Source organism: Pedobacter sp. PF22-3 (genome assembly GCF_026239555.1).
GTDB lineage: Bacteria > Bacteroidota > Bacteroidia > Sphingobacteriales > Sphingobacteriaceae > Pedobacter.
Genome location: NZ_JAPIVP010000009.1, coordinates 23,761 through 42,304, shown reverse-complemented (window position 1 = coordinate 42,304; position 18,544 = coordinate 23,761). Strand labels below are relative to the sequence as shown.

Below are 18,544 nucleotides of genomic sequence, written 5' to 3'. Positions count from 1 at the left end.
CCTGCAATTATTTTAATGAATGGATAAAATTTACGAACTGAAAGGAAATAAAATTAAAGTCGTGCTTGAGCCAAAGTTAATCCGTGTGTACAGTAATGCAGCGCTTTGGTCTTATCTTGAGGGAAAAGCTTCTATCAGGTTAAATCGATTTGAGCTTTTGGTAAACACAATTAAGGCTGATTATGAGCAACATTTTGGCAAGAAACTCGCTATTTCTAATGCCTCGCTCATTGTGGAAATTCTCGTACATGTATATTGTGATTATTTGGGATTATACTTCAACCGTATTGTACAAATAAAATGGATTCAGGCGATTGTTAAAAAACTGCTTAAGCGTGCCGAGGTTGTAGATTGCGGCGAGAAATCGGTTGATAGCAACCGTTGGGTGTGGGATTTGCTTGCAGGGAGCCAATCACTTTTCATCAGCATATTACCTAAAAAACTAAACGCGAAAAATATTAAACATCATTAATCCATTTTGGTTGCAAAAACCTGTGGTTGGTTTAAGGCCACGCTGGCTGCAAGCGTTTCGTTTAAGAAGGAAGAATAATATAACTGATCTGAATTATTGATAAAAAGCACTGTTCGATCTGAAATGGTGTTAATCACATGATCTGCCAGTTTAGCCGGAACAGCAGGGCAGCCCTGGCTTCTGCCCAATCTCCCCAATTCATCTATACTTTTCTGACTCACATAACTTGCACCATGTACCACGATTGATCTTTCTCTCGCATTGTTGTTAAAACCTTGATCCATGCCATCCAATTTAAGCGAACGACCATGTTTACCAGAATAAATCTCGCCAGTTAAATAAAAGCCTAAACTGCTCTGGTTTGAGTTGATGTTATTCGAGAATGAAGAAGGTTTATCGCCACCACTGTTTGATCCATGTGCCACCCATGTATTTAAAATTAACTTTCTACTGGCCAAATCGATAATGTACAGTCGTTTTTTAGTGCTTTCCTGATCGAAATCAGCAATGGTTAAAATAGATTTGGTACGTAACAAACCAGAATATTTCATGTTATAAAACCCGGTTAATGCCTTTTCGAAAACCTGTTCATTTAATCCCACAGAATCTAAATGGATTTCGTGGTAGATATTAGTGATGAATTGGCTGTAAAGACTGTCTGCAGCTATATTTCTAATGGCATCTTGTTGTGTTTGGCGGCGATCTATCGCTTTCCAACTTGTTCCGACAATGCTCATACCCACTAAAAAAATCGTAGCAATGTCCAGGATGTATTTCTTCATTCAGTTTGGTTTAGTTTGAAACAGCTTTTGTTTAAACGGTGGCGATGTGTAAATATTGCACACGCTCAGTTTGTAGTGCTAAAAATACATTATGTTTTGGCGAATTGTTGCCTTTTGGTAAAATATATAGCTTTTAGGAATGTAAAAAACTGTTTTTATTTTGAACCAGATTTTTTTGCGAAGATGATATGCTGAAATATTACCTTTTTCTTTTAATCTATTTACCTATTTTTGTGGCCTAATGTAAACAAGAATGCCAAACGAAGAAAATGATTATTCCTTCTGGACTAAATACAAAAAATTTGCCTCAACAGAAATTTTGATGTACCTGATTATGATTATCGGTATTGGCCTCGGAATTATTTTTTTAAGCTAAGCGCTAATTTTAAATAATCTGCAGCATTTACATCGTTTATAAATTTCGAAAATTCAGCGTATTTTTCTGCTGGAAATGTTCCATCGTTTAAAACAAATTTTCGGTAATAGGTTAATTTATTTCCTGTTAAACTTGCTTTGCAGGTATACTCGCCAAATACACTTTTAAAAGTTTTATTTTGCCCAATAATTAATTCTGAATTTACATTATCAGGCAGGATATAGATAATCGTGTCCTCATCCGTATAACCACGGTTAATGTAAACAGGTAGTGTTCTGTTTTTTATTTCAGCGATAGATCGTTTTACATTAAAAGCATTGAGCTGTAAAAACATTTTATTCCCGTTCACGGGTGCATAATTTCTGATATTGACAGTTATATCTTCCACCAGCTTAGGGTTGATATCTTTTTTCTGAGCAAACAAAACCGTTTCAAAATCGATATTGTCGATATTGTACGTTTCTTTTAATAATTTATGCTGCTCTGTTACGGGTTTGCCAATCAGTGGTTCCTGGTTTTCGTATTGTGAGCCTGCATAAACAGTGTTCATCTTGCCAGATATACTTCCATCTGGTTGAATCTTTAACTCAGCCTTACGTGTCTGTAGGTTTTCAGCAGTAGTTAGTTTTGGCGTATGCAATAATTTTCCACCGTCTTCGGTACAGGCGAGCACCAGTCTATCATCGGTAAAACCGCTTAAAAAACCAAATGGGATTTTTTGGCTGGTACATTCCAGCCAGGTTGTATCGCCCTTTAATGGCATACACAAGATAATATGATTACCTTGATCCATACTGGCATATGTGGGATCCATGCTTTTCTTTTCAGTGCCAGCAGATACCACACAATAATATGAAGCTATATTGGCTGCCTGGAGTAAACTTTGCATGTAATTGACCAAAGCTTTGCAATCGCCATAACCCAATCGGTCTACTTCACTTGAGGCAATGGGCTGAAAACCACCAATACCAATCTGAACGCTGATGTACCTTGTTTTATCCTGTAAATACTGATAAATTTTACGGGCTTTATCTTTGTCTGTTTTTTCGTTTTTGACCAGATCTTTAATCATCCCGATCGTAGCAGGAGGCAGGGCTTTACGTTCAGCCAATAAGTCGTCATAGATCCACTTGCCAAGTTCCTTCCAATTTGTATAACTGCCTTTATGATTATAATAGTAGAAAGTTTGTGGTGCTATATGGATATTGGTAGTGTAAGTTTCGCGTGCCGGGCTGTAGTGTTCAGGTCTTGCAGCCAGCATGTTATTTACTGTCCAAATCGTTTTTTTCTGCTTCTCATCAGTTATAACTTCTGGTGTTCCGTTATAATTTTGAGTTTTAATTCTTATCTGGTCTGTTGGTTTGCAGATAAAAGTATAAGTACTTTTTTCCACTGAAACATCATCTACCGGTTTAGGATTCCAATCGGGAATAATTAAGTTTTGTTTATTTCTAACTTCATAATTGTAAACCAGCGTGTAAGGATATTCATTTATTGAAGGTAAATAATGTTTAACGCGGCTATCAACAAAAAGTGAAAACCCATCTGCGGCGCTCATGTCTGAAAAATCATTTTGGGAAAATTTTCGGGTCAGTTTCCCTACACTATTGTAAACTTCTCCCTTAATGCTTTTAATCGAAATGTTTTTGTCGTAATAGATGACCAAACGGGCTTCATCTTCACCATTTGGGTTAAAAACGGTAATGGCCTTTTTTACATTAAGTATTACATTATCAGGAGCGCGCATGTCCACAGTTGTTTCTTCTTTACGGATACAGGCATTGGCGCGGTTACGGAGCTTTGATGGAATTAAATCAACATCATAGTTATCTTGTGCAAAGCCTGAAACTGATACTAAAAACAAGGAAATGCAACTGAATAAGAATTTCATTTTAATTTGCCTTTTTTAATAAAAATTCTGTTTTTTGATTCTGGATGATTTTGCTGTAAAATTCTTTTAGATAGAGGTATTCATCTGGCTGATAAATTGCATTATTAAACTGTAATATCTGACTCATTGAAATGGTATTATCTTCCAGTTTTGTTTGTAACAAATACTTTCCTCCGGCGTTTGGCAAAGCAATAGCCATATCTTTCGGTTTTTCCAGCAATTGGTATTTTTCTGGTAAAAGCACATTAACGGTGATGCGCTCGTCAGACGCTGCACCTAAATCAACAGGGTAGGTGCGTTCGTTTAAATTGAAAGGGTTTTTCGAAATGGTATTGATAAAAAACGGGCTAAAATAAAATTGATCTTTGTTTGAACCATCATTGATGGTAAACTCTAACTCATATTTCTCTATCAAAGAATTTTCAACGCTATCCAGGTTCGAAATTTGATGATCCAATATTTTTATTCTGGTTAAACGCTCATCAAGTTTCTCTACATACTCATCCTGAGCATTGTATTTAAGTATTTCTTTACGTTTTGCATATGCTGCATAACCCATTGTATAAGTGGTTAACGTGCCCACAATTTTTCCATCAGTGGTCATTTTTCCATCCATGATGTAAGTGGTAGTTGTTCTTTGACTGGCCGTTAAATCGATCCAGTAAGAAGGCTTTTTTAAATTGATTACCCTTCCCTGGTCGTTTATGCACCTTAAGGGGAGCAAACCGAAGGGTAATAGTGGTTCAGTAGCATCTAATAAATAACTTTTATCTGCAATATTTACTTTGGCAATGAGGTAGTTAAAATCGCTCATTACCGGATATAGCTTGTTTACCGTTCCATTATCTCGGGTAGAAAGTATCACGGCTTCTGCATCTAAACCTGCGGCAGAAAGTGCGGCAATTAAACTCAGATTAACATCAGCCACATTGCCTGACCAATTTTCCAATGCCCTTTTGATATTATCTTCTGCATACTTTCCATAGTAATTATTCCACTTGATCTGTTTTTTAATATAATTATAAATGGCTTTTGCTTTATCTAGATCTGTTAAACTTCCCTTTGTGATTTCCGGAATGAGGTCTTTAAAGACATCTTTCCTTTTCATCTGATCGCCCAGTGTTTTATAAGACGACAGTTCGTAATCAATATCTTTCCAGGTTTTGGTATAAGAAGTTTTACTTCCATTCAAGTTCTGAACATCAGAAAGTTCGAAATAAATGGCCGATTTGAAGTTGCTGGGCGCGGTCATATTATCTTCCTCAATAAATGCCGGGATGTTTTTCATCATGTAATTGATTTTGGAACAATCGATAGGTACGCCCGATAGCCTTAAACATTCTTTGCTCAGTTCTGATTTTTGATCAGTCAGTTTTTGAAAACCACGTAACGATACATTGTAATTATAAATACCCGGAATATAAACCAGATATTCGCTAATTACCTTCGGAATGTTGCTTTGAAATTCCCATGTTCTGAAATTAAATAAGTTGGGCGATCTTAATCTATAACTATATTCAATAATTGCACCTTCTTTTAGGTTTGGAAGTGTAAACTTGGTGAATCTGGTATACTTCGACCTGTTTTCCGTGAAAATGGCCTTTTTATCCATGATGGTTTCCACAAAATTATTGTCTACATAGTTAAATGTAGAAGCTTTTAATTCACTGATTGTTTCTTCTCGGGATTCATCTTTATAAGTCGGAATAACAATGTTGGCCTCTTTAAACCCTTCTTTATTGTAGATTTTGATTTTTACATGGTGCTCAAAAATCAGTTCCAAATTTCCAGTAATATCATCTCTTTGTATAGATGCAGTGCCAAATTCCTTTAAAACTATTGCATTGGCATTACTATCTAATTTCTTTCTGTCGAATTCATAATCGTCATAAGTAATCGATCCGAATTTAAAGTCTTGAGCGTGAATGGTTAATGATAAAAATACAAGTAATAACAGAGCTAATGCCTTATTCATCTGAGCGTGTGTAAATTTTTGCAATTTAATCTTAGCAACCAATATTCTGAAATAATTTGACAATTAAATTTATAAATTAATAAGGCTGTTTTACAGAACTAATGAAACCTTTTTAGCACTTTTGAAAAAAAAGAATTTGACATTCCGATTCAAATCTAATGTCGCCAATCTCACATCATAAGAAATGAAATTAAATTTAAAGCGCCCTTTAGCATTTTTTGATTTAGAAGCTACCGGGGTTAATGTTGGAGCTGACAGGATCGTTGAAATAGCGATTTTAAAAGCCATGCCAGATGGTTCTGAACTAATTAAAACCTGGCGCGTAAATCCAGAAATGCCAATTCCTTTGCAAACGTCGTTAATACATGGTATTTATGATGAAGACATTGCTAACGAGCCTACTTTTAAAACTTTAGCTGCAGAAATTGCTGAATTTATTGGGGATAGTGACCTGGCTGGATACAATTCAAACAAATTTGATATCCCAATGCTTTTGGAAGAATTTTTAAGGGCTGAAGTAGATTTCGACATGAACAACCGCAAATTTGTTGATGTACAGAATATATTCCACCAAATGGAACAACGTACCTTAAAAGCAGCGTATAAATTCTATTGTCAGGAAGATTTAATTAATGCGCATGCTGCAGAGGCTGATGTAATTGCTACTTACAAAGTTTTACTTGGCCAGCTGGAAATGTATAAAGAAACTGAGTTTGAGAGTAAACAAGGTGTAAAGAGCATTCCGGTTGTAAACGATGTGGATGCACTGCATATCTTCACTAATATTAATAAACCTGTTGATTTTGCTGGTCGTTTGGTTTACAATGATAACGATGAGGTATGTTTTAACTTTGGTAAGCATAAAGGTAAAACCACTGAGCAGGTATTTTCAGTAGAGCCCAGTTATTACGCCTGGATGAAAAATGGCGATTTTCCATTGTACACAAAGAAGAAGTTAGACGAGGAATGGGCAAAATTCAATGCGAAGAAAAATGAGAACAAGCCAGCACGACCTCAGCATAATACTTCTGCAAATAAACCTCAATATCAACAAAAACCTCAGCCGAAGCCGGAAAAACCTGCAAAGCCGATCGATACGGATATGTTGGAACAACTGAAAATGAAGTTTGGTAAGTAGCAGACTGGACAATTATTAAACGCTATGCGCATTGCGCCAGGCCCTAAGCTCAAAAAATGAAATCTATAAAAATATTTAGCCTGTTATTTTGCGCAGCAATTTATGCAAGTGCACAAACTACGCTGCCGATAGAACCCGTTTTTCATAAAGCCTACCAGAAAGAAACCAGGAATGTAAATGGTAAACCCGGGAAGAATTATTGGCAAAATACATCTAAATATGATTTGAATATAGATTTTAATCCTGATAGTAGGTTGTTAAAGGGGAAAGTTCAGGTAACGTATACCAATAACAGTCCGGATACTTTGAAGGAAATCTGGTTTAAGCTGTACCCAAATTTATATAAAAAAGGAACACCAAGAAAATCAAAAATGGCGGCGTCTGATCTTGGTGATGGAGTGGCTATTGAAAAGATGGCAGCGAACGGAAAATCAATTACTGACTTTAAAATTGATGGAACAAATATGACTGTTAATGTTCCTGCGGTTGTACCAGGGAAAACGATTAGTTTTTCAATTGATTATAGTTATACTTTAAATAAAGGATCGCATGTACGTACAGGACAAGTAGATGATGGTTCATATTTTATCGCTTACTTCTTTCCGCGTATTGCCGTTTATGATGATATTGATGGCTGGAATAAATTCCCATATACGGGTGCTGAAGAATTTTATAATGACTTTGATCAGTTTAACGCTTCCATTACGGTACCAGGTAGTTATGGTGTGTGGGCAACCGGTGATCTGAAAAACCCTTCAGAAGTTTTCCAGAAGGATATTGTTTCCAGGATGTTAGCTGCAGAAAAAAATGATGCTGTAATTGATGTAATTACCGCTAAAGATTTAACCGATAAAAAGGTAACACAACCTAAATCCTCTAATACTTTTAAATTCGAAGCCAAAAATGTGACTGACTTTGTTTTCGCTTTGAGCGATCATTATTTATGGAAATCGAGCAGTTTGGTGGTTGATCCTAAAACGAAAAGAAGGACGCGTGTAGACGCTGTTTTTAACCCCATGCATAAAGATTATTATGAAGTGATAGATTTTGCGCGTAAAACGGTGGAAGCCATGAGTTATACTTTTCCGAAATGGCCTTTCCCTTACAACCATGAAACGATATTTGATGGATTAGACCAGATGGAATATCCAATGATGGTAAATGATAATCCGGTAGACAATAGGGTTGATGCCATTACCTTAACGGATCATGAAATTTTCCATACCATGTTCCCTTTTTATATGGGCATAAATGAAACCAAATATGGCTGGATGGATGAAGGTTGGGCAACTATTGGCGAGTGGCTAATATCACCAATGATTGATCCTACCATAGTAGACGAGTATGGTGTGCAGCCTACCGCTTCATCTTCTGGAGGGAAAGATGATACACCGATTATGACTTTAACGCCTGATTTGAAAGGTTCTGGCTCTTTTACCAATTCTTATCCTAAACCGGGTTTAGCCTATTTGTATGTTAAAGATTATCTGGGTGACGAACTGTTTACGAAAGCTTTGCACACTTACATTCAAAACTGGAATGGTAAACACCCTATGCCATATGATTTCTTTAACAGTATAAACGAGGGTAGCGGTAAAAATTTAAACTGGTTTTGGAAGGCTTGGTTTTTTGAAGATGGTGTAACAGATATGGCCATTAAAGCTGTAGATAAAACTTCAGGTGGATATATGGTAAGTATTGAAAATAAGAGTGTTAAGCCATTGCCTATTGATTTGACGCTAACTTTTGAAAACGGTACAACTGAAAAAATTCACAGTACGATTGGTGTATGGGAAAAAGGCGACCGAATGGTAAACCTTGAAGTGAAGACTACCAAAAAACTATCTAAAGTTGTGATGGGAAATCCGCACACACCAGATAAGGTTAAAAGTGATAATAGTTTTTCGGTGAATTAAAGCGGGTACGGTGAATTGATATTTAATGAGCTTGTTTAATGCGCATATTCGAAACCTTTAAGCCAGAAAGTGAACTAATAAGGAAATATGTAAGCTATTATTACCTGCACATTACCGATGATCAACATGAGGAAAACGAGTATATCTGCTACCCTCATTATAACAATACCATCTCGTTATACAGCAGTCATCGTTTTAAATACGAAACAGACCATGCCACTTTAGAATTCGATATTGAGTCGAAACCTCTTCAAATTTATACCCCGATCAGAGAACGGCCATTAAAGGTTACGCAAACTGGAGCTGTTTTTAAAATAGCCATTGTTTTTAACCCCTTTGGAATTAATCAATTTTTAAATGGTTCATCATTATTGGCATTCGATGAAAATTTTTCGTTTTTTGAGGAGGAAGAAATTAAGCAGTTATTCGGAACAAGTAATACTGAAAAACTTATTACTTTAGTTGATCATATGCTTATTAAGCGATATGCTAAAGTTGAGAACTTATACATCGAAAAAGCAATAGACTTATTTCGCGATAACGTTGATGATATTTCAATTGATTCGATTGCTGAAAATAAACTAGGCATCAGCAGAAAACATTTAAACCGGCTATTTCATAAATATCTTAATATCAGTCCACAGAAATACAGGTCGATTGTACGTTTTAGAGAATTAATGTCGAATAAGTTAAGTAGTAACAGTGATCAGAACCTATCTGATCTTTCTCATCGGGCAAACTATACCGATCAATCTCATTTTATTAAAGCCTGCAAATTGCTCACAGGTGTTGCTCCAGCCAAGTTTTTTAATGATGGAAAGATTATTGGTAAAGAGGATACCTTCTGGAAGTTTAGCAGTTAGCCAAATGTCCCAATTTTACAATTATGGCATCCAATTCTCTCTTAAATTTGAGGATCTAAATCAATAGTCATGAAGAAAATTGTGATCCTGTTTTTGTTTTTAAGTATTGGTTTAAAACTAAATGCCCAAACCTACACCAGGTTAACTGATAGTGCATTAAACCTGATGTGGGCTGCAAAGGATACTGTAGATTACAGAAAATCTCTTAACTTATATAAAAAGGCATTTATACTATTTCCAAAAGAGGTTGGCGACCAGTCTCTCTATAAAGCATCTGTTTTAGCTTCAGAACTTAAAGATACTAATGGTGCATTCGAATATATAAATCATTTCCTGGCGCTAAATAATGATGAAAGAACGACATGGGATTATTTAACTTTTGAATATCCTCAAAATGAATATAAAAATCTTTTTAGCGATAGCAGATGGCTAATCGTATTGGCGAAAGCGCAAAAGATGAAGGCAGTTTTTTTTAAAACGTTGCACGATCGGCAGGATGAATTCCAGGCAGGCCCCTTAAAACAGGATACTTATTTTAAAGCTAAGGATGGCAAACAGGTTTATCAGAAGATTAAATCCTTCAATGCCTATCAGGCAAAAAAGTACGTTGGTTATTCCGTCGAATTTAAAGTGACAGATAGCTTAATTACCTCATATTATGTTAGTTTACCATCACGCTATAATCCGAAAAAAAGCTATCCTGTATTGTTTTTTCTTCATGGTGCGGTAAGTAGTAATGGCCTTTCAGGTTTTCAAAATGCATCCTCGGTTATGGATGGCTGGAATAGATATTATACTAAATATGCCGCTGTGAATGAGGTAATAATGGTTTATCCAAAAGGTTCAAAGAGATATAACTGGATGTATCCCGATGATGGTTTCTTCATGGTACCGGCAATGCTAAGGGAGATTAAAAAATCCATCAATGTTGATGATGATAAAGTTTTCGTCACCGGGCATTCAAATGGAGCAACAGGTTCTTTTTCTTATTTAATGAAGCAACAAAGTCCGTTTGCAAGCTTTTATGGATTTAACACACAGCCAAAGGTTAGAACCGGAGGCACATTTGTGCGCAATATTTTAAACAGATCGTTTTTTAATGTGTCTACGGATGAAGATTACTACTTTCCACCAGATGCAAATGATTCTTTAAATGTAATCATGAAAAAAATGGGGGCAGATTATCAGGATCACCGATATAACGGGTGGCCTCACTGGTTTCCGCAATTTGATGAATCTGAACCTGCTTACCAGTTGTTATTTAAGGATTTAAAAAGCAGAACCAGAAATCCATTTCAAAAATCCATTTATTGGGAATGCGATGATGTGAAATATGGCAAAACAGACTGGATCCAGATTACAGCATTGGATACGACCACTAAACCAGCAGACTGGCACAAAAGAATAAATTTTGATATATTTAAAGTAGTTGATTATGATCAATCAAAAGATACAGTTATTACAACCGATACATTATTTAAAGCATTTAACTTTCCAAGAAAATCGGGGGCAGTCAGGGCTACTTTTAGCAATAACGAATTTCATATAGAAACATCACGGGTTAAATCGCTGACCATCTTTCTATCACCAGAAATGATTGATGTAGCTAAACCGGTATCTATTTTTATAAATGGAATTAAACGAACTGAAAAAATGGCTGTTTATGATAAAAAAATCATACTGGATAATTTTAATAAAACTTACGATCGCAAGGCAGTTTGGATTGATCAGATAGAAATTTTAATATCAAACTAATTTTCTGGTTTCAGAAAATCGATATTCCTTTTCAGTCCGGTAAATTTAGTGCGCTTAACTGCCGATCCTTTAAAAACCTTTTTAAAAACATCATCTGTAATTTCGGTCAGGTCTTTTGCGTTCAAATCCAGTAATCCATTCCCGGGCTTAAAGGCCTCTTCATTGTGCGCTTTAGAGAAACGGTTCCAAGGGCAAACATCCTGACAGATATCGCAGCCAAACATCCAGTTGCTCATTTTATCTTTAAACTCATTTGGGATTTCATTTTTGAGCTCAATGGTGAGGTAGGAGATACATTTCGTTCCATCTACAACCTGAGGTGCAATAATGGCATCAGTAGGGCAGGCATCTAAACAACGGGTGCAGCTTCCACAGTAATCAGCCTGGTAAGGATGATCGTAATCCAACTCAAGATCAACTATCAATTCCGCAAGAAAGAAAAAGGAACCGTCTGTTTTGCTAATCAGATTAGAATTTTTACCAATCCAGCCAATACCCGATTTTTTCGCCCAGGCACGGTCTAAAACCGGGGCAGAATCTACAAATGCCCTTCCAGAAACTTCTCCGATATTTTCTTCTATAAAATGAGTAAGTTCTTTTAATTTCTCTTTGATTACGGTATGGTAATCCTGTCCGTAAGCATATTTGGAAATTTTCGGTGCGTTCTGGTCTGACTGCGTTTCTTCAGTATAATAGTTTAATGATAAGGAAATTACCGATTTAGCACCATCAACCAGTAATCTGGGATCAAGGCGTTTATCAAAATAATTTTCCATGTATTTCATTTCACCATGCCGGTTTTGGTTGAGCCAATTTTCCAGTCTTGGTGCTTCCTCCTCAAGAAATTCAGCTTTAGCAATACCGCAGGACAGGAAGCCCAAGCGTAAAGCTTCTTCTTTAATTAGCTGACTATATTTTGCAGAATTGTTGTACACCGGATTGCAAAGATAAGGCTTAGCATTTAAAACATTTTTATTAATCGCTTGTTCTACATGCAGAAACTAAATTAATTAATTATGGTTCACCTGATTGGTGTAACAACTAGAAAGGGAGAGCTTTTAGAATACTAGCTATGGAAAATATAGATCCACAACATACGGAATCAGGAGCAGCTCCGAAACCGATTGAAAAAGATTACGAAAGTCACAAAGAAGATCCAGGACCTGCAAAACCAGCGGTTACAGAAAAAGATGAGAATGGAGCAGGGCAAGCGCTAAAATGGGTAATACCAATAGCTATAATTATCGGTCTGATTATATGGTTTGTGATGAGAAAATAATTAGCTTTAGATTAAAAATGAAATGCCGGTACATTAATTTGACCGGCATTTTTTTATAGCTCTTATTTTAAAAGTTTAACCTGGTAAAGGTCTTTTCGCCTGTCTTTTAGTACTTTTACCGTTCCATAATGATGCAGTTCGTCTAATAAATGGAGATCCACATCTACCACCAATACCATCTCTGTATTCGGTGTTGCCTCTGCTTTAATGGCATTGGTTGGAAAAGCAAAATCGGAAGGGGTAAAAACTGCTGATTGGGCAAATTGAATATCCATATTATTCACTTTAGGTAAATTGCCCACGCAACCTGCAATGGCCACGTAACATTCATTTTCTATTGCCCTTGCCTGCGCACAATGACGAACGCGTGTATAACCGTTTTGGGTATCAGTTAAAAAAGGTACAAATAAAATCTGCATGCCCTGCTCGGCATAAATCCGGCTCAATTCTGGGAATTCTACATCATAACAGATCAAAATACCTACTTTACCACAATCAGTATCAAAAACCTGCACCTTATCGCCGCCAATCATGCCGTAATATTTTTGCTCATTTGGCGTGATGTGGATTTTCCTATACTCATCTATTTTACCTGTGCGGTGGCAAAGGTAGGTGGCATTGTATAATTTGCCATCTTCAATGAGCGGCATACTACCTGTAATAATATTAGTGTTGTAGCTCAATGAATATTCGTGCATTTTCTGCACAATCTCTTCCGTTTTTTCAGCAAGCTTGCGCATGGCCTCAATTTCTGGTAAGTGATTGTATGGCTGGAGCAGCGGTGTATTAAATAGCTCAGGAAACATCACGAAATCAGATTTGTAACCGCTCAATGCATCTACAAAAAATTCTACCTGTTCGTAAAAAGCTTCCATATTTGGAAATAAACGCATTTCCCACTGCACTAAACCTAAACGGATGGTCATTGCCGAGCGGGCCGAAGCATCAATACCCTGGTAATAAATGTTATTCCATTCTATTAGGGTAGCATATTCTTTTGATTCTTTATCGCCTGGTAAATAATTCTTTAATACTTTTCTGACGTGAAAATCATTCGAAATCTGAAAAGTAAGTGTAGGGTCGTAAATTTCTTTTGCCTTTACCTTATCTATATATTGTCTCGGGCTTAACTTCTCCGCATATTCATGGTAACCAGGAATTCTTCCGCCGGCAATAATGCTTTTGAGGTTAAGGCTTTCACAGAGTTCTTTCCTGGCTTCATATAGTCTTCTGCCTAAGCGGAGCCCACGGTATTCAGGGTGAACAAAAATTTCGATACCATAAAGCGTATCGCCATTTGGATCATGTGTGGTAAAAGAATAATCACCAGTGATCAATTTATAGGTGTGCCGGTCTCCATATTCGTCGTATTCTACGATAATAGCCAATGAGCAGGCCACAACCTTATCATCAACTGCAATACAGAGCTGCCCCTCGGGAAAAATATTTATAAGTTTTGCGATGCTGGATTTTGGCCAGATGGAACCTCCCATACTGTCGTAGGCCTGTTGCATTGATTCTTTAAGATCTGCGTAATCTTCGAGCGTTAGTTTACGTAATTCAATATTCATAATGTTTGATTTCTATGTTATGAACACTAAAAGGGCTTAAATGTTCAAGTGGACTGTATATTTCTTTGAAGATCCTGAAACAAGTTCAGGAGGACGCAACGTTTGATTTGATGAAATAGTAACCCGAGTAACGTCACCCTGATCCGATAGCTATCGAATTTATTTTACTGCGTAGCTTTCCGCTTCGCTCCAGGTCAGGGTCTTAATGAGTGTATAAAGCATTTAAAACAACTTCCCCGTTTGCCCAGGATAGTTTTTCTTTAAATGTTTGTAAGCCGCTTCGGTAACTTCTCTACCACGTGAAGTGCGCATGATATAGCCTTCCTGGATTAAAAATGGTTCATAAACCTCTTCAATGGTGCCTTCATCTTCTCCAACAGCCGTGGCAATAGTTTTTAATCCCACTGGGCCACCTTTAAATTTGTCGATAATGGTGACCAGAATACGGTTATCCATTTCATCTAAACCATGTTCATCTACGTTTAGTGCATCTAACGCATAACGGGCGATTCCTGTGTCGATACTTCCATTTCCTTTAATCTGCGCAAAATCTCTTGTTCTGCGTAAAAGCGCATTGGCTATACGGGGCGTACCACGGCTACGGCGGGCAATTTCATAGGCGCCTTCGTCACTTATAGGCGTTTTTAATATTTCAGAAGAGCGTAGCACAATTGTAGTAAGTAATTTAGCGTCGTAGTAGGCCAAACGGGCATTAATTCCGAAACGGGCTCTTAAAGGCGCTGTTAACAAACCAGAGCGTGTAGTGGCGCCAACCAACGTAAAAGGATTAAGCGATATCTGGACGGAACGTGCATTCGGACCAGTCTCGAGCATAATATCGATTTTAAAATCTTCCATTGCGGAATACAGGTATTCTTCCACAAGAGGAGATAAACGATGGATCTCATCAATAAAAAGGATATCGCCTTCATCCAGGCCAGTTAATAAACCAGCCAGGTCGCCAGGTTTATCCAATACCGGACCAGATGTTACTTTAATACCTGTAGCCATTTCATTGGCAATGATATGAGAAAGTGTAGTTTTACCTAATCCCGGAGGACCATGCAATAGAACATGATCTAAAGCCTCGCCACGAAGTTTCGCTGCCTGAACAAAAATCTTCAGGTTTTCCATCACTTTTTCCTGCCCCGTAAAATCTTCGAAAGCCTGCGGCCTTAAAACCCTTTCAATATCACGATCGGTAGGGGTAAGGTTGCTTGCTTCAGGGTCCAGATGCTCATTCATACAGCAAATATAAAATTAAATGCTAAAAAAATTAGGATTTTTTAAATTTATCTGAAACAATAAGATCCTTTGATCCAGAAGTGTATTTATAAAAGCCTTCACCCATTTTAGCCCCTTTTTTACCTGCTGCCACCATATTTACCAATAATGGACAAGGAGCATATTTAGGGTTACCGAAACCATCATGTAATACTTTTAATATGGCCAGGCAAACATCCAGACCAATAAAATCGGCTAACTGTAAAGGACCCATTGGGTGAGCCATTCCTAGTTTCATCACGGTATCAATTTCGTGCACACCAGCAACACCTTCATAAAGCGTATAAATGGCCTCGTTAATCATGGGCATTAAAATGCGGTTAGCCACAAAACCAGGATAATCATTTACCTCAACAGGAACCTTTTCCAGGCGCTGTGATAGCTGCATAATGGCACTGGTCGTTTCATCACTTGTGGCATACCCCCTTATTACTTCTACTAATTTCATCACCGGCACAGGATTCATAAAGTGCATTCCGATCACTTGATCACCTCTATTGGTTACGGCAGCAATTTGTGTGATGGAAATAGAAGAAGTATTAGAGGCGAGAATAGCGTGTGCAGGCGCATACTCATCTAAATCCTTAAAAATCTTCAGTTTTAAATCTACATTTTCCGTAGCGGCCTCCACAATTAAGTCAGCACTTTGAATACCATCTTTTATTGAGGTATATGTTACGATATTATTTAAGGAGGCTACTTTCTGCTCTTCTGTTAAGGTTCCTTTGGCAACCTGTCTGTCTAAATTTTTGGTGATGGTTTGTATGGCCTTATCCAATGCAGCTTGATTGATATCAATCAGGTTAACCTTATAGTTAAATTGTGCAAAGGTATGAGCAATACCATTTCCCATGGTGCCAGATCCTATAACTGCGATTTGTTTCATCCTTTAGAAGATTAAAAAAAGAAAATTATGATTAAATGATCGTTAAAAAGATCAACAGCAAAGCCGATCTCTTGATTTTTATAAGTAACGTTATGGAGCCAACCTGGTTTTGGTCCAGCTTCCTTTTACCAGTTCAAAGTTTATCCTATCGTGCAGCCGACTTCTTCTTCCTTGCCAAAACTCTATTCTTGTTGGTTTAACAATATAACCGCCCCAATGCGCTGGTTTAGCAACCCCCTTGTCGGCACTTTTAGCTTTAAGTTCTTCAACTTTTTCTTCTAAAAATGTCCTGTTTGGAATAATCTGGCTTTGCGGGGAAACTACAGCTCCAATCTGGCTGGCAATCGGTCTGGTGTTGAAATAGGCTTCCGAAGTTTCTTTATCCAGTTTTTCTACTGTCCCTTCAATTCTCACCTGTCTTTCCAATTCAGGCCAGAAAAACACCAATGCTGCATAAGGATTACGTTTTAATTCTTTACCCTTGGCACTCAGATAATTGGTGAAAAATCTAAAACCATTTCCATCTACTCCTTTTAACAGCACAATGCGGGCATCTGGACGGCCAGCTTTATCGGCTGTAGCCAAAGTCATTACATTTGGTTCGTATATCTGGGCATCAACCGCATGTTGAAACCATTTTTGAAACTGGACAATCGGATCTTGATCTACGTCAGATTCGTCTAGCGAAGCGCTTTTGTAATCTTGGCGCAGGTTTTGTAGAAATTCATTTGTAACTTGCATTTAACAAAAATAGGCATCTTTTACGGTGTAACAAATGATTATCATCATGCTGAACAATATAAAACCAAAAACCGGCCGCTTGCTGATCTCAGAACCATTTATGGCTGACCCTAATTTTAAGAGATCTGTGGTATTATTAACCGAACATGGTGATGAAGGAACTGTAGGTTATATTCTTAACCAGGTAGGAAATCTGGTATTGAACGATGTAATACAGGATTTATGGGATTCAAAAAATTACATTTATTTCGGTGGTCCTGTTGCTGCAGATACCTTACACTTTATCCATAGGTGTTATGATAAATTACACAGCGGTGAGCCCATTGGTAATGGTTTATACTGGGGCGGAAATTTTGAAACACTTAAAATCCTGTTAAATACCAATGTGATAAACCAGGATGAAGTGAAATTTTTTATGGGTTATTCAGGCTGGGATCATGGTCAGCTTGATCGTGAAATAACGCAGAATGCATGGATGGTGAGCGATATTTTTAACCCTGATCTTATTTTTAGCAATGATGATGAAAGGCTTTGGCGGGATGTAATTGTAAATCTCGGACCAAAATATGCGCATGTAAGCAATTTTCCAATTGATCCGAGTTTGAATTAAGTTTAACTGATAACGATCAACAGGAAATTGTAAACTGTTTTATCGCCATATCACTTTTTGAACGCTTTTATGGGCTTTGCTTATAATTTCTCCATATAATTCTGGCTTTCTCGCTTCTAAATAGCGATAACCCCCAGCCTGAATTATCTTTTCTGGATTTAACTCTGCTATCACAAAAGAATCCTCTAGTGATCTACATTCGGCAATTACATCACCAAAGGGATCAATAATCATTGAGCATCCGTTTTTTAACTGGTCGTCATCCATCCCGATAGGATTAGAAAAAATTGCATAAATGGCATTATCATAAGCTCGTGCGGGCAGCCATTTCATTAGCCACTGTCTTCCTTTTAAACTATCAAATTCTTCACGCAGCTGTTTAGCATTTGTTTCTTTATCCTTCCATAATTCTGGATCAACGAAGCCTGCACCTGGTCTTGTAGATGGCGTACACATGGTTACATGGGGCATAAATATAATCTGAGCACCAAGTAATGCAGTGGCACGTACATTTTCAATTATATTATTGTCATAACAAATCAGAATTCCACACTTCCATCCATGAATATTAAAAATGGTATAGTTTGTTCCAGCAGAAAGGTTTGGATTGATAAAAGGGTGAAGTTTTCTATGTTTTGTTACAAAACCTGTTTCATCAACACAAACATGCGCTTTATATAAGTTTTCTTCGTGATCTTTTTCGAACAACCCTGCCAATATTGTAATCTGATATTTCTTTGCGATAGATATCAATACGTTTATACTGTGGCCATCGGGAATAGTTTCCGCTAGCTCCAGCATCTGCTGTTTACTTAAATTTCTGGCAAAAGTATAACCTGTAATGGAGCATTCATGAAAATTAATGACGTTGGCACCTTTTTCTGCAGCTTCCTTTGAAAGTTTTTCTATAACACTCAGATTATATGCTTTATCGTAACTTTTGTTTTCAAACTGTGCAGTAGCAATTTTTAAATTTTTCATTTCGTTATCATAATTGTTAATACG

16 protein-coding genes are annotated in these 18,544 nt (G+C 37.1%); 7 read left to right on the top strand and 9 right to left on the bottom strand.

What is annotated here, in order from left to right; all coding sequences use genetic code 11:
• The first annotated feature begins 19 nt into the window (after positions 1-19).
• Positions 20-472, top strand: coding sequence for a hypothetical protein (locus OQX63_RS12910; protein ID WP_265851282.1), 453 nt, complete (start codon positions 20-22; stop codon positions 470-472).
• Here OQX63_RS12910 and OQX63_RS12905 read toward each other — a convergent pair.
• The 3 genes from OQX63_RS12905 to OQX63_RS12895 form a co-directional block, all read right to left on the bottom strand.
• The gene (locus OQX63_RS12905; protein ID WP_265851281.1) at positions 469-1,254 is read right to left on the bottom strand and encodes a murein L,D-transpeptidase catalytic domain family protein; all 786 of its coding nucleotides are present in this window, start codon (positions 1,252-1,254) and stop codon (positions 469-471) included. The two genes, OQX63_RS12910 and OQX63_RS12905, sit on opposite strands and share 4 nt — an antisense overlap.
• A gap of 359 nt (positions 1,255-1,613) precedes the next feature.
• Positions 1,614-3,521: a DUF3857 domain-containing protein gene (locus tag OQX63_RS12900; protein WP_265851280.1), complete on the bottom strand. Its 1,908-nt coding sequence runs from the start codon at positions 3,519-3,521 to the stop codon at positions 1,614-1,616.
• Between the two features lies 1 nt (position 3,522).
• Entirely contained in the window at positions 3,523-5,496 is a 1,974-nt protein-coding gene (locus OQX63_RS12895) for a DUF3857 domain-containing protein (RefSeq protein WP_265851279.1), read from the bottom strand.
• A 184-nt stretch (positions 5,497-5,680) separates the two neighbouring features.
• On the opposite strand from OQX63_RS12895, the gene OQX63_RS12890 reads away from it, so the two are divergent.
• The 4 genes from OQX63_RS12890 (at position 5,681) to OQX63_RS12875 (ending at position 11,168) form a co-directional block, all read left to right on the top strand.
• Positions 5,681-6,634, top strand: coding sequence for a 3'-5' exonuclease (locus OQX63_RS12890; protein WP_265851278.1), 954 nt, complete (start codon positions 5,681-5,683; stop codon positions 6,632-6,634).
• Positions 6,635-6,690: 56 nt separating this feature from the next.
• Positions 6,691-8,550 carry a M1 family metallopeptidase gene (locus tag OQX63_RS12885; protein ID WP_265851277.1) on the top strand — a complete coding sequence of 620 codons (1,860 nt, stop codon included), beginning with the start codon at positions 6,691-6,693 and terminating at the stop codon, positions 8,548-8,550.
• 38 nt (positions 8,551-8,588) lie between these two features.
• Entirely contained in the window at positions 8,589-9,413 is an 825-nt protein-coding gene (locus OQX63_RS12880; RefSeq protein WP_265851276.1) for an AraC family transcriptional regulator, read from the top strand.
• Positions 9,414-9,482: 69 nt separating this feature from the next.
• Positions 9,483-11,168 carry an alpha/beta hydrolase-fold protein gene (locus tag OQX63_RS12875; RefSeq protein ID WP_265851275.1) on the top strand — a complete coding sequence of 562 codons (1,686 nt, stop codon included), beginning with the start codon at positions 9,483-9,485 and terminating at the stop codon, positions 11,166-11,168.
• Here the strand turns inward: OQX63_RS12875 and queG are convergent.
• A complete protein-coding gene (queG, locus tag OQX63_RS12870; RefSeq protein WP_265851274.1) occupies positions 11,165-12,103 on the bottom strand; it encodes a tRNA epoxyqueuosine(34) reductase QueG in 939 nt (312 codons plus the stop codon). The genes OQX63_RS12875 and queG overlap by 4 nt on opposite strands.
• Positions 12,104-12,240: 137 nt before the next feature.
• Here queG and OQX63_RS12865 point away from each other — a divergent pair, with 137 nt between their 5' ends.
• Positions 12,241-12,447, top strand: a complete 207-nt coding sequence (locus OQX63_RS12865) for a hypothetical protein (RefSeq protein ID WP_265851273.1) — start codon at positions 12,241-12,243, stop codon at positions 12,445-12,447.
• Positions 12,448-12,509: 62 nt separating this feature from the next.
• On the opposite strand, the gene OQX63_RS12860 is transcribed toward OQX63_RS12865, so the two are convergent.
• The 4 genes from OQX63_RS12860 to pdxH form a co-directional block, all read right to left on the bottom strand.
• A complete protein-coding gene (locus OQX63_RS12860) occupies positions 12,510-14,018 on the bottom strand; it encodes a bifunctional GNAT family N-acetyltransferase/carbon-nitrogen hydrolase family protein (RefSeq protein ID WP_265851272.1) in 1,509 nt (502 codons plus the stop codon).
• A gap of 222 nt (positions 14,019-14,240) precedes the next feature.
• Entirely contained in the window at positions 14,241-15,263 is a 1,023-nt protein-coding gene (ruvB, locus tag OQX63_RS12855; RefSeq protein ID WP_265851271.1) for a Holliday junction branch migration DNA helicase RuvB, read from the bottom strand.
• A 31-nt stretch (positions 15,264-15,294) separates the two neighbouring features.
• Positions 15,295-16,188 carry a 3-hydroxybutyryl-CoA dehydrogenase gene (locus OQX63_RS12850; protein ID WP_265851270.1) on the bottom strand — a complete coding sequence of 298 codons (894 nt, stop codon included), beginning with the start codon at positions 16,186-16,188 and terminating at the stop codon, positions 15,295-15,297.
• A 90-nt stretch (positions 16,189-16,278) separates the two neighbouring features.
• Positions 16,279-16,929 carry a pyridoxamine 5'-phosphate oxidase gene (gene pdxH / locus OQX63_RS12845; RefSeq protein ID WP_265851269.1) on the bottom strand — a complete coding sequence of 217 codons (651 nt, stop codon included), beginning with the start codon at positions 16,927-16,929 and terminating at the stop codon, positions 16,279-16,281.
• A gap of 46 nt (positions 16,930-16,975) precedes the next feature.
• Between pdxH and OQX63_RS12840 the strand changes: the two genes are divergently transcribed.
• Entirely contained in the window at positions 16,976-17,539 is a 564-nt protein-coding gene (locus tag OQX63_RS12840) for a YqgE/AlgH family protein (RefSeq protein ID WP_265851268.1), read from the top strand.
• A 39-nt stretch (positions 17,540-17,578) separates the two neighbouring features.
• On the opposite strand, the gene OQX63_RS12835 is transcribed toward OQX63_RS12840, so the two are convergent.
• Positions 17,579-18,520 (bottom strand): nitrilase family protein, encoded by a 942-nt coding sequence (locus OQX63_RS12835; protein WP_265851267.1) that lies wholly within the window; start codon positions 18,518-18,520, stop codon positions 17,579-17,581.
• Positions 18,521-18,544 lie beyond the last annotated feature (24 nt).

Excerpts from the sequence above, each read along its gene's own strand:
- OQX63_RS12910 (WP_265851282.1), top strand. The coding sequence starts at position 20 with ATGGATAAAATTTACGAACTGAAAGGAAATAAAATTAAAGTCGTGCTT.
- OQX63_RS12905 (WP_265851281.1), bottom strand. The coding sequence starts at position 1,254 with ATGAAGAAATACATCCTGGACATTGCTACGATTTTTTTAGTGGGTATG.
- OQX63_RS12900 (WP_265851280.1), bottom strand. The coding sequence starts at position 3,521 with ATGAAATTCTTATTCAGTTGCATTTCCTTGTTTTTAGTATCAGTTTCA.
- OQX63_RS12895 (WP_265851279.1), bottom strand. The coding sequence starts at position 5,496 with ATGAATAAGGCATTAGCTCTGTTATTACTTGTATTTTTATCATTAACC.
- OQX63_RS12890 (WP_265851278.1), top strand. The coding sequence starts at position 5,681 with ATGAAATTAAATTTAAAGCGCCCTTTAGCATTTTTTGATTTAGAAGCT.
- OQX63_RS12885 (WP_265851277.1), top strand. The coding sequence starts at position 6,691 with ATGAAATCTATAAAAATATTTAGCCTGTTATTTTGCGCAGCAATTTAT.
- OQX63_RS12880 (WP_265851276.1), top strand. The coding sequence starts at position 8,589 with ATGCGCATATTCGAAACCTTTAAGCCAGAAAGTGAACTAATAAGGAAA.
- OQX63_RS12875 (WP_265851275.1), top strand. The coding sequence starts at position 9,483 with ATGAAGAAAATTGTGATCCTGTTTTTGTTTTTAAGTATTGGTTTAAAA.
- OQX63_RS12865 (WP_265851273.1), top strand. The coding sequence starts at position 12,241 with ATGGAAAATATAGATCCACAACATACGGAATCAGGAGCAGCTCCGAAA.
- OQX63_RS12860 (WP_265851272.1), bottom strand. The coding sequence starts at position 14,018 with ATGAATATTGAATTACGTAAACTAACGCTCGAAGATTACGCAGATCTT.
- ruvB (WP_265851271.1), bottom strand. The coding sequence starts at position 15,263 with ATGAATGAGCATCTGGACCCTGAAGCAAGCAACCTTACCCCTACCGAT.
- OQX63_RS12850 (WP_265851270.1), bottom strand. The coding sequence starts at position 16,188 with ATGAAACAAATCGCAGTTATAGGATCTGGCACCATGGGAAATGGTATT.
- pdxH (WP_265851269.1), bottom strand. The coding sequence starts at position 16,929 with ATGCAAGTTACAAATGAATTTCTACAAAACCTGCGCCAAGATTACAAA.
- OQX63_RS12840 (WP_265851268.1), top strand. The coding sequence starts at position 16,976 with ATGCTGAACAATATAAAACCAAAAACCGGCCGCTTGCTGATCTCAGAA.
- OQX63_RS12835 (WP_265851267.1), bottom strand. The coding sequence starts at position 18,520 with ATGAAAAATTTAAAAATTGCTACTGCACAGTTTGAAAACAAAAGTTAC.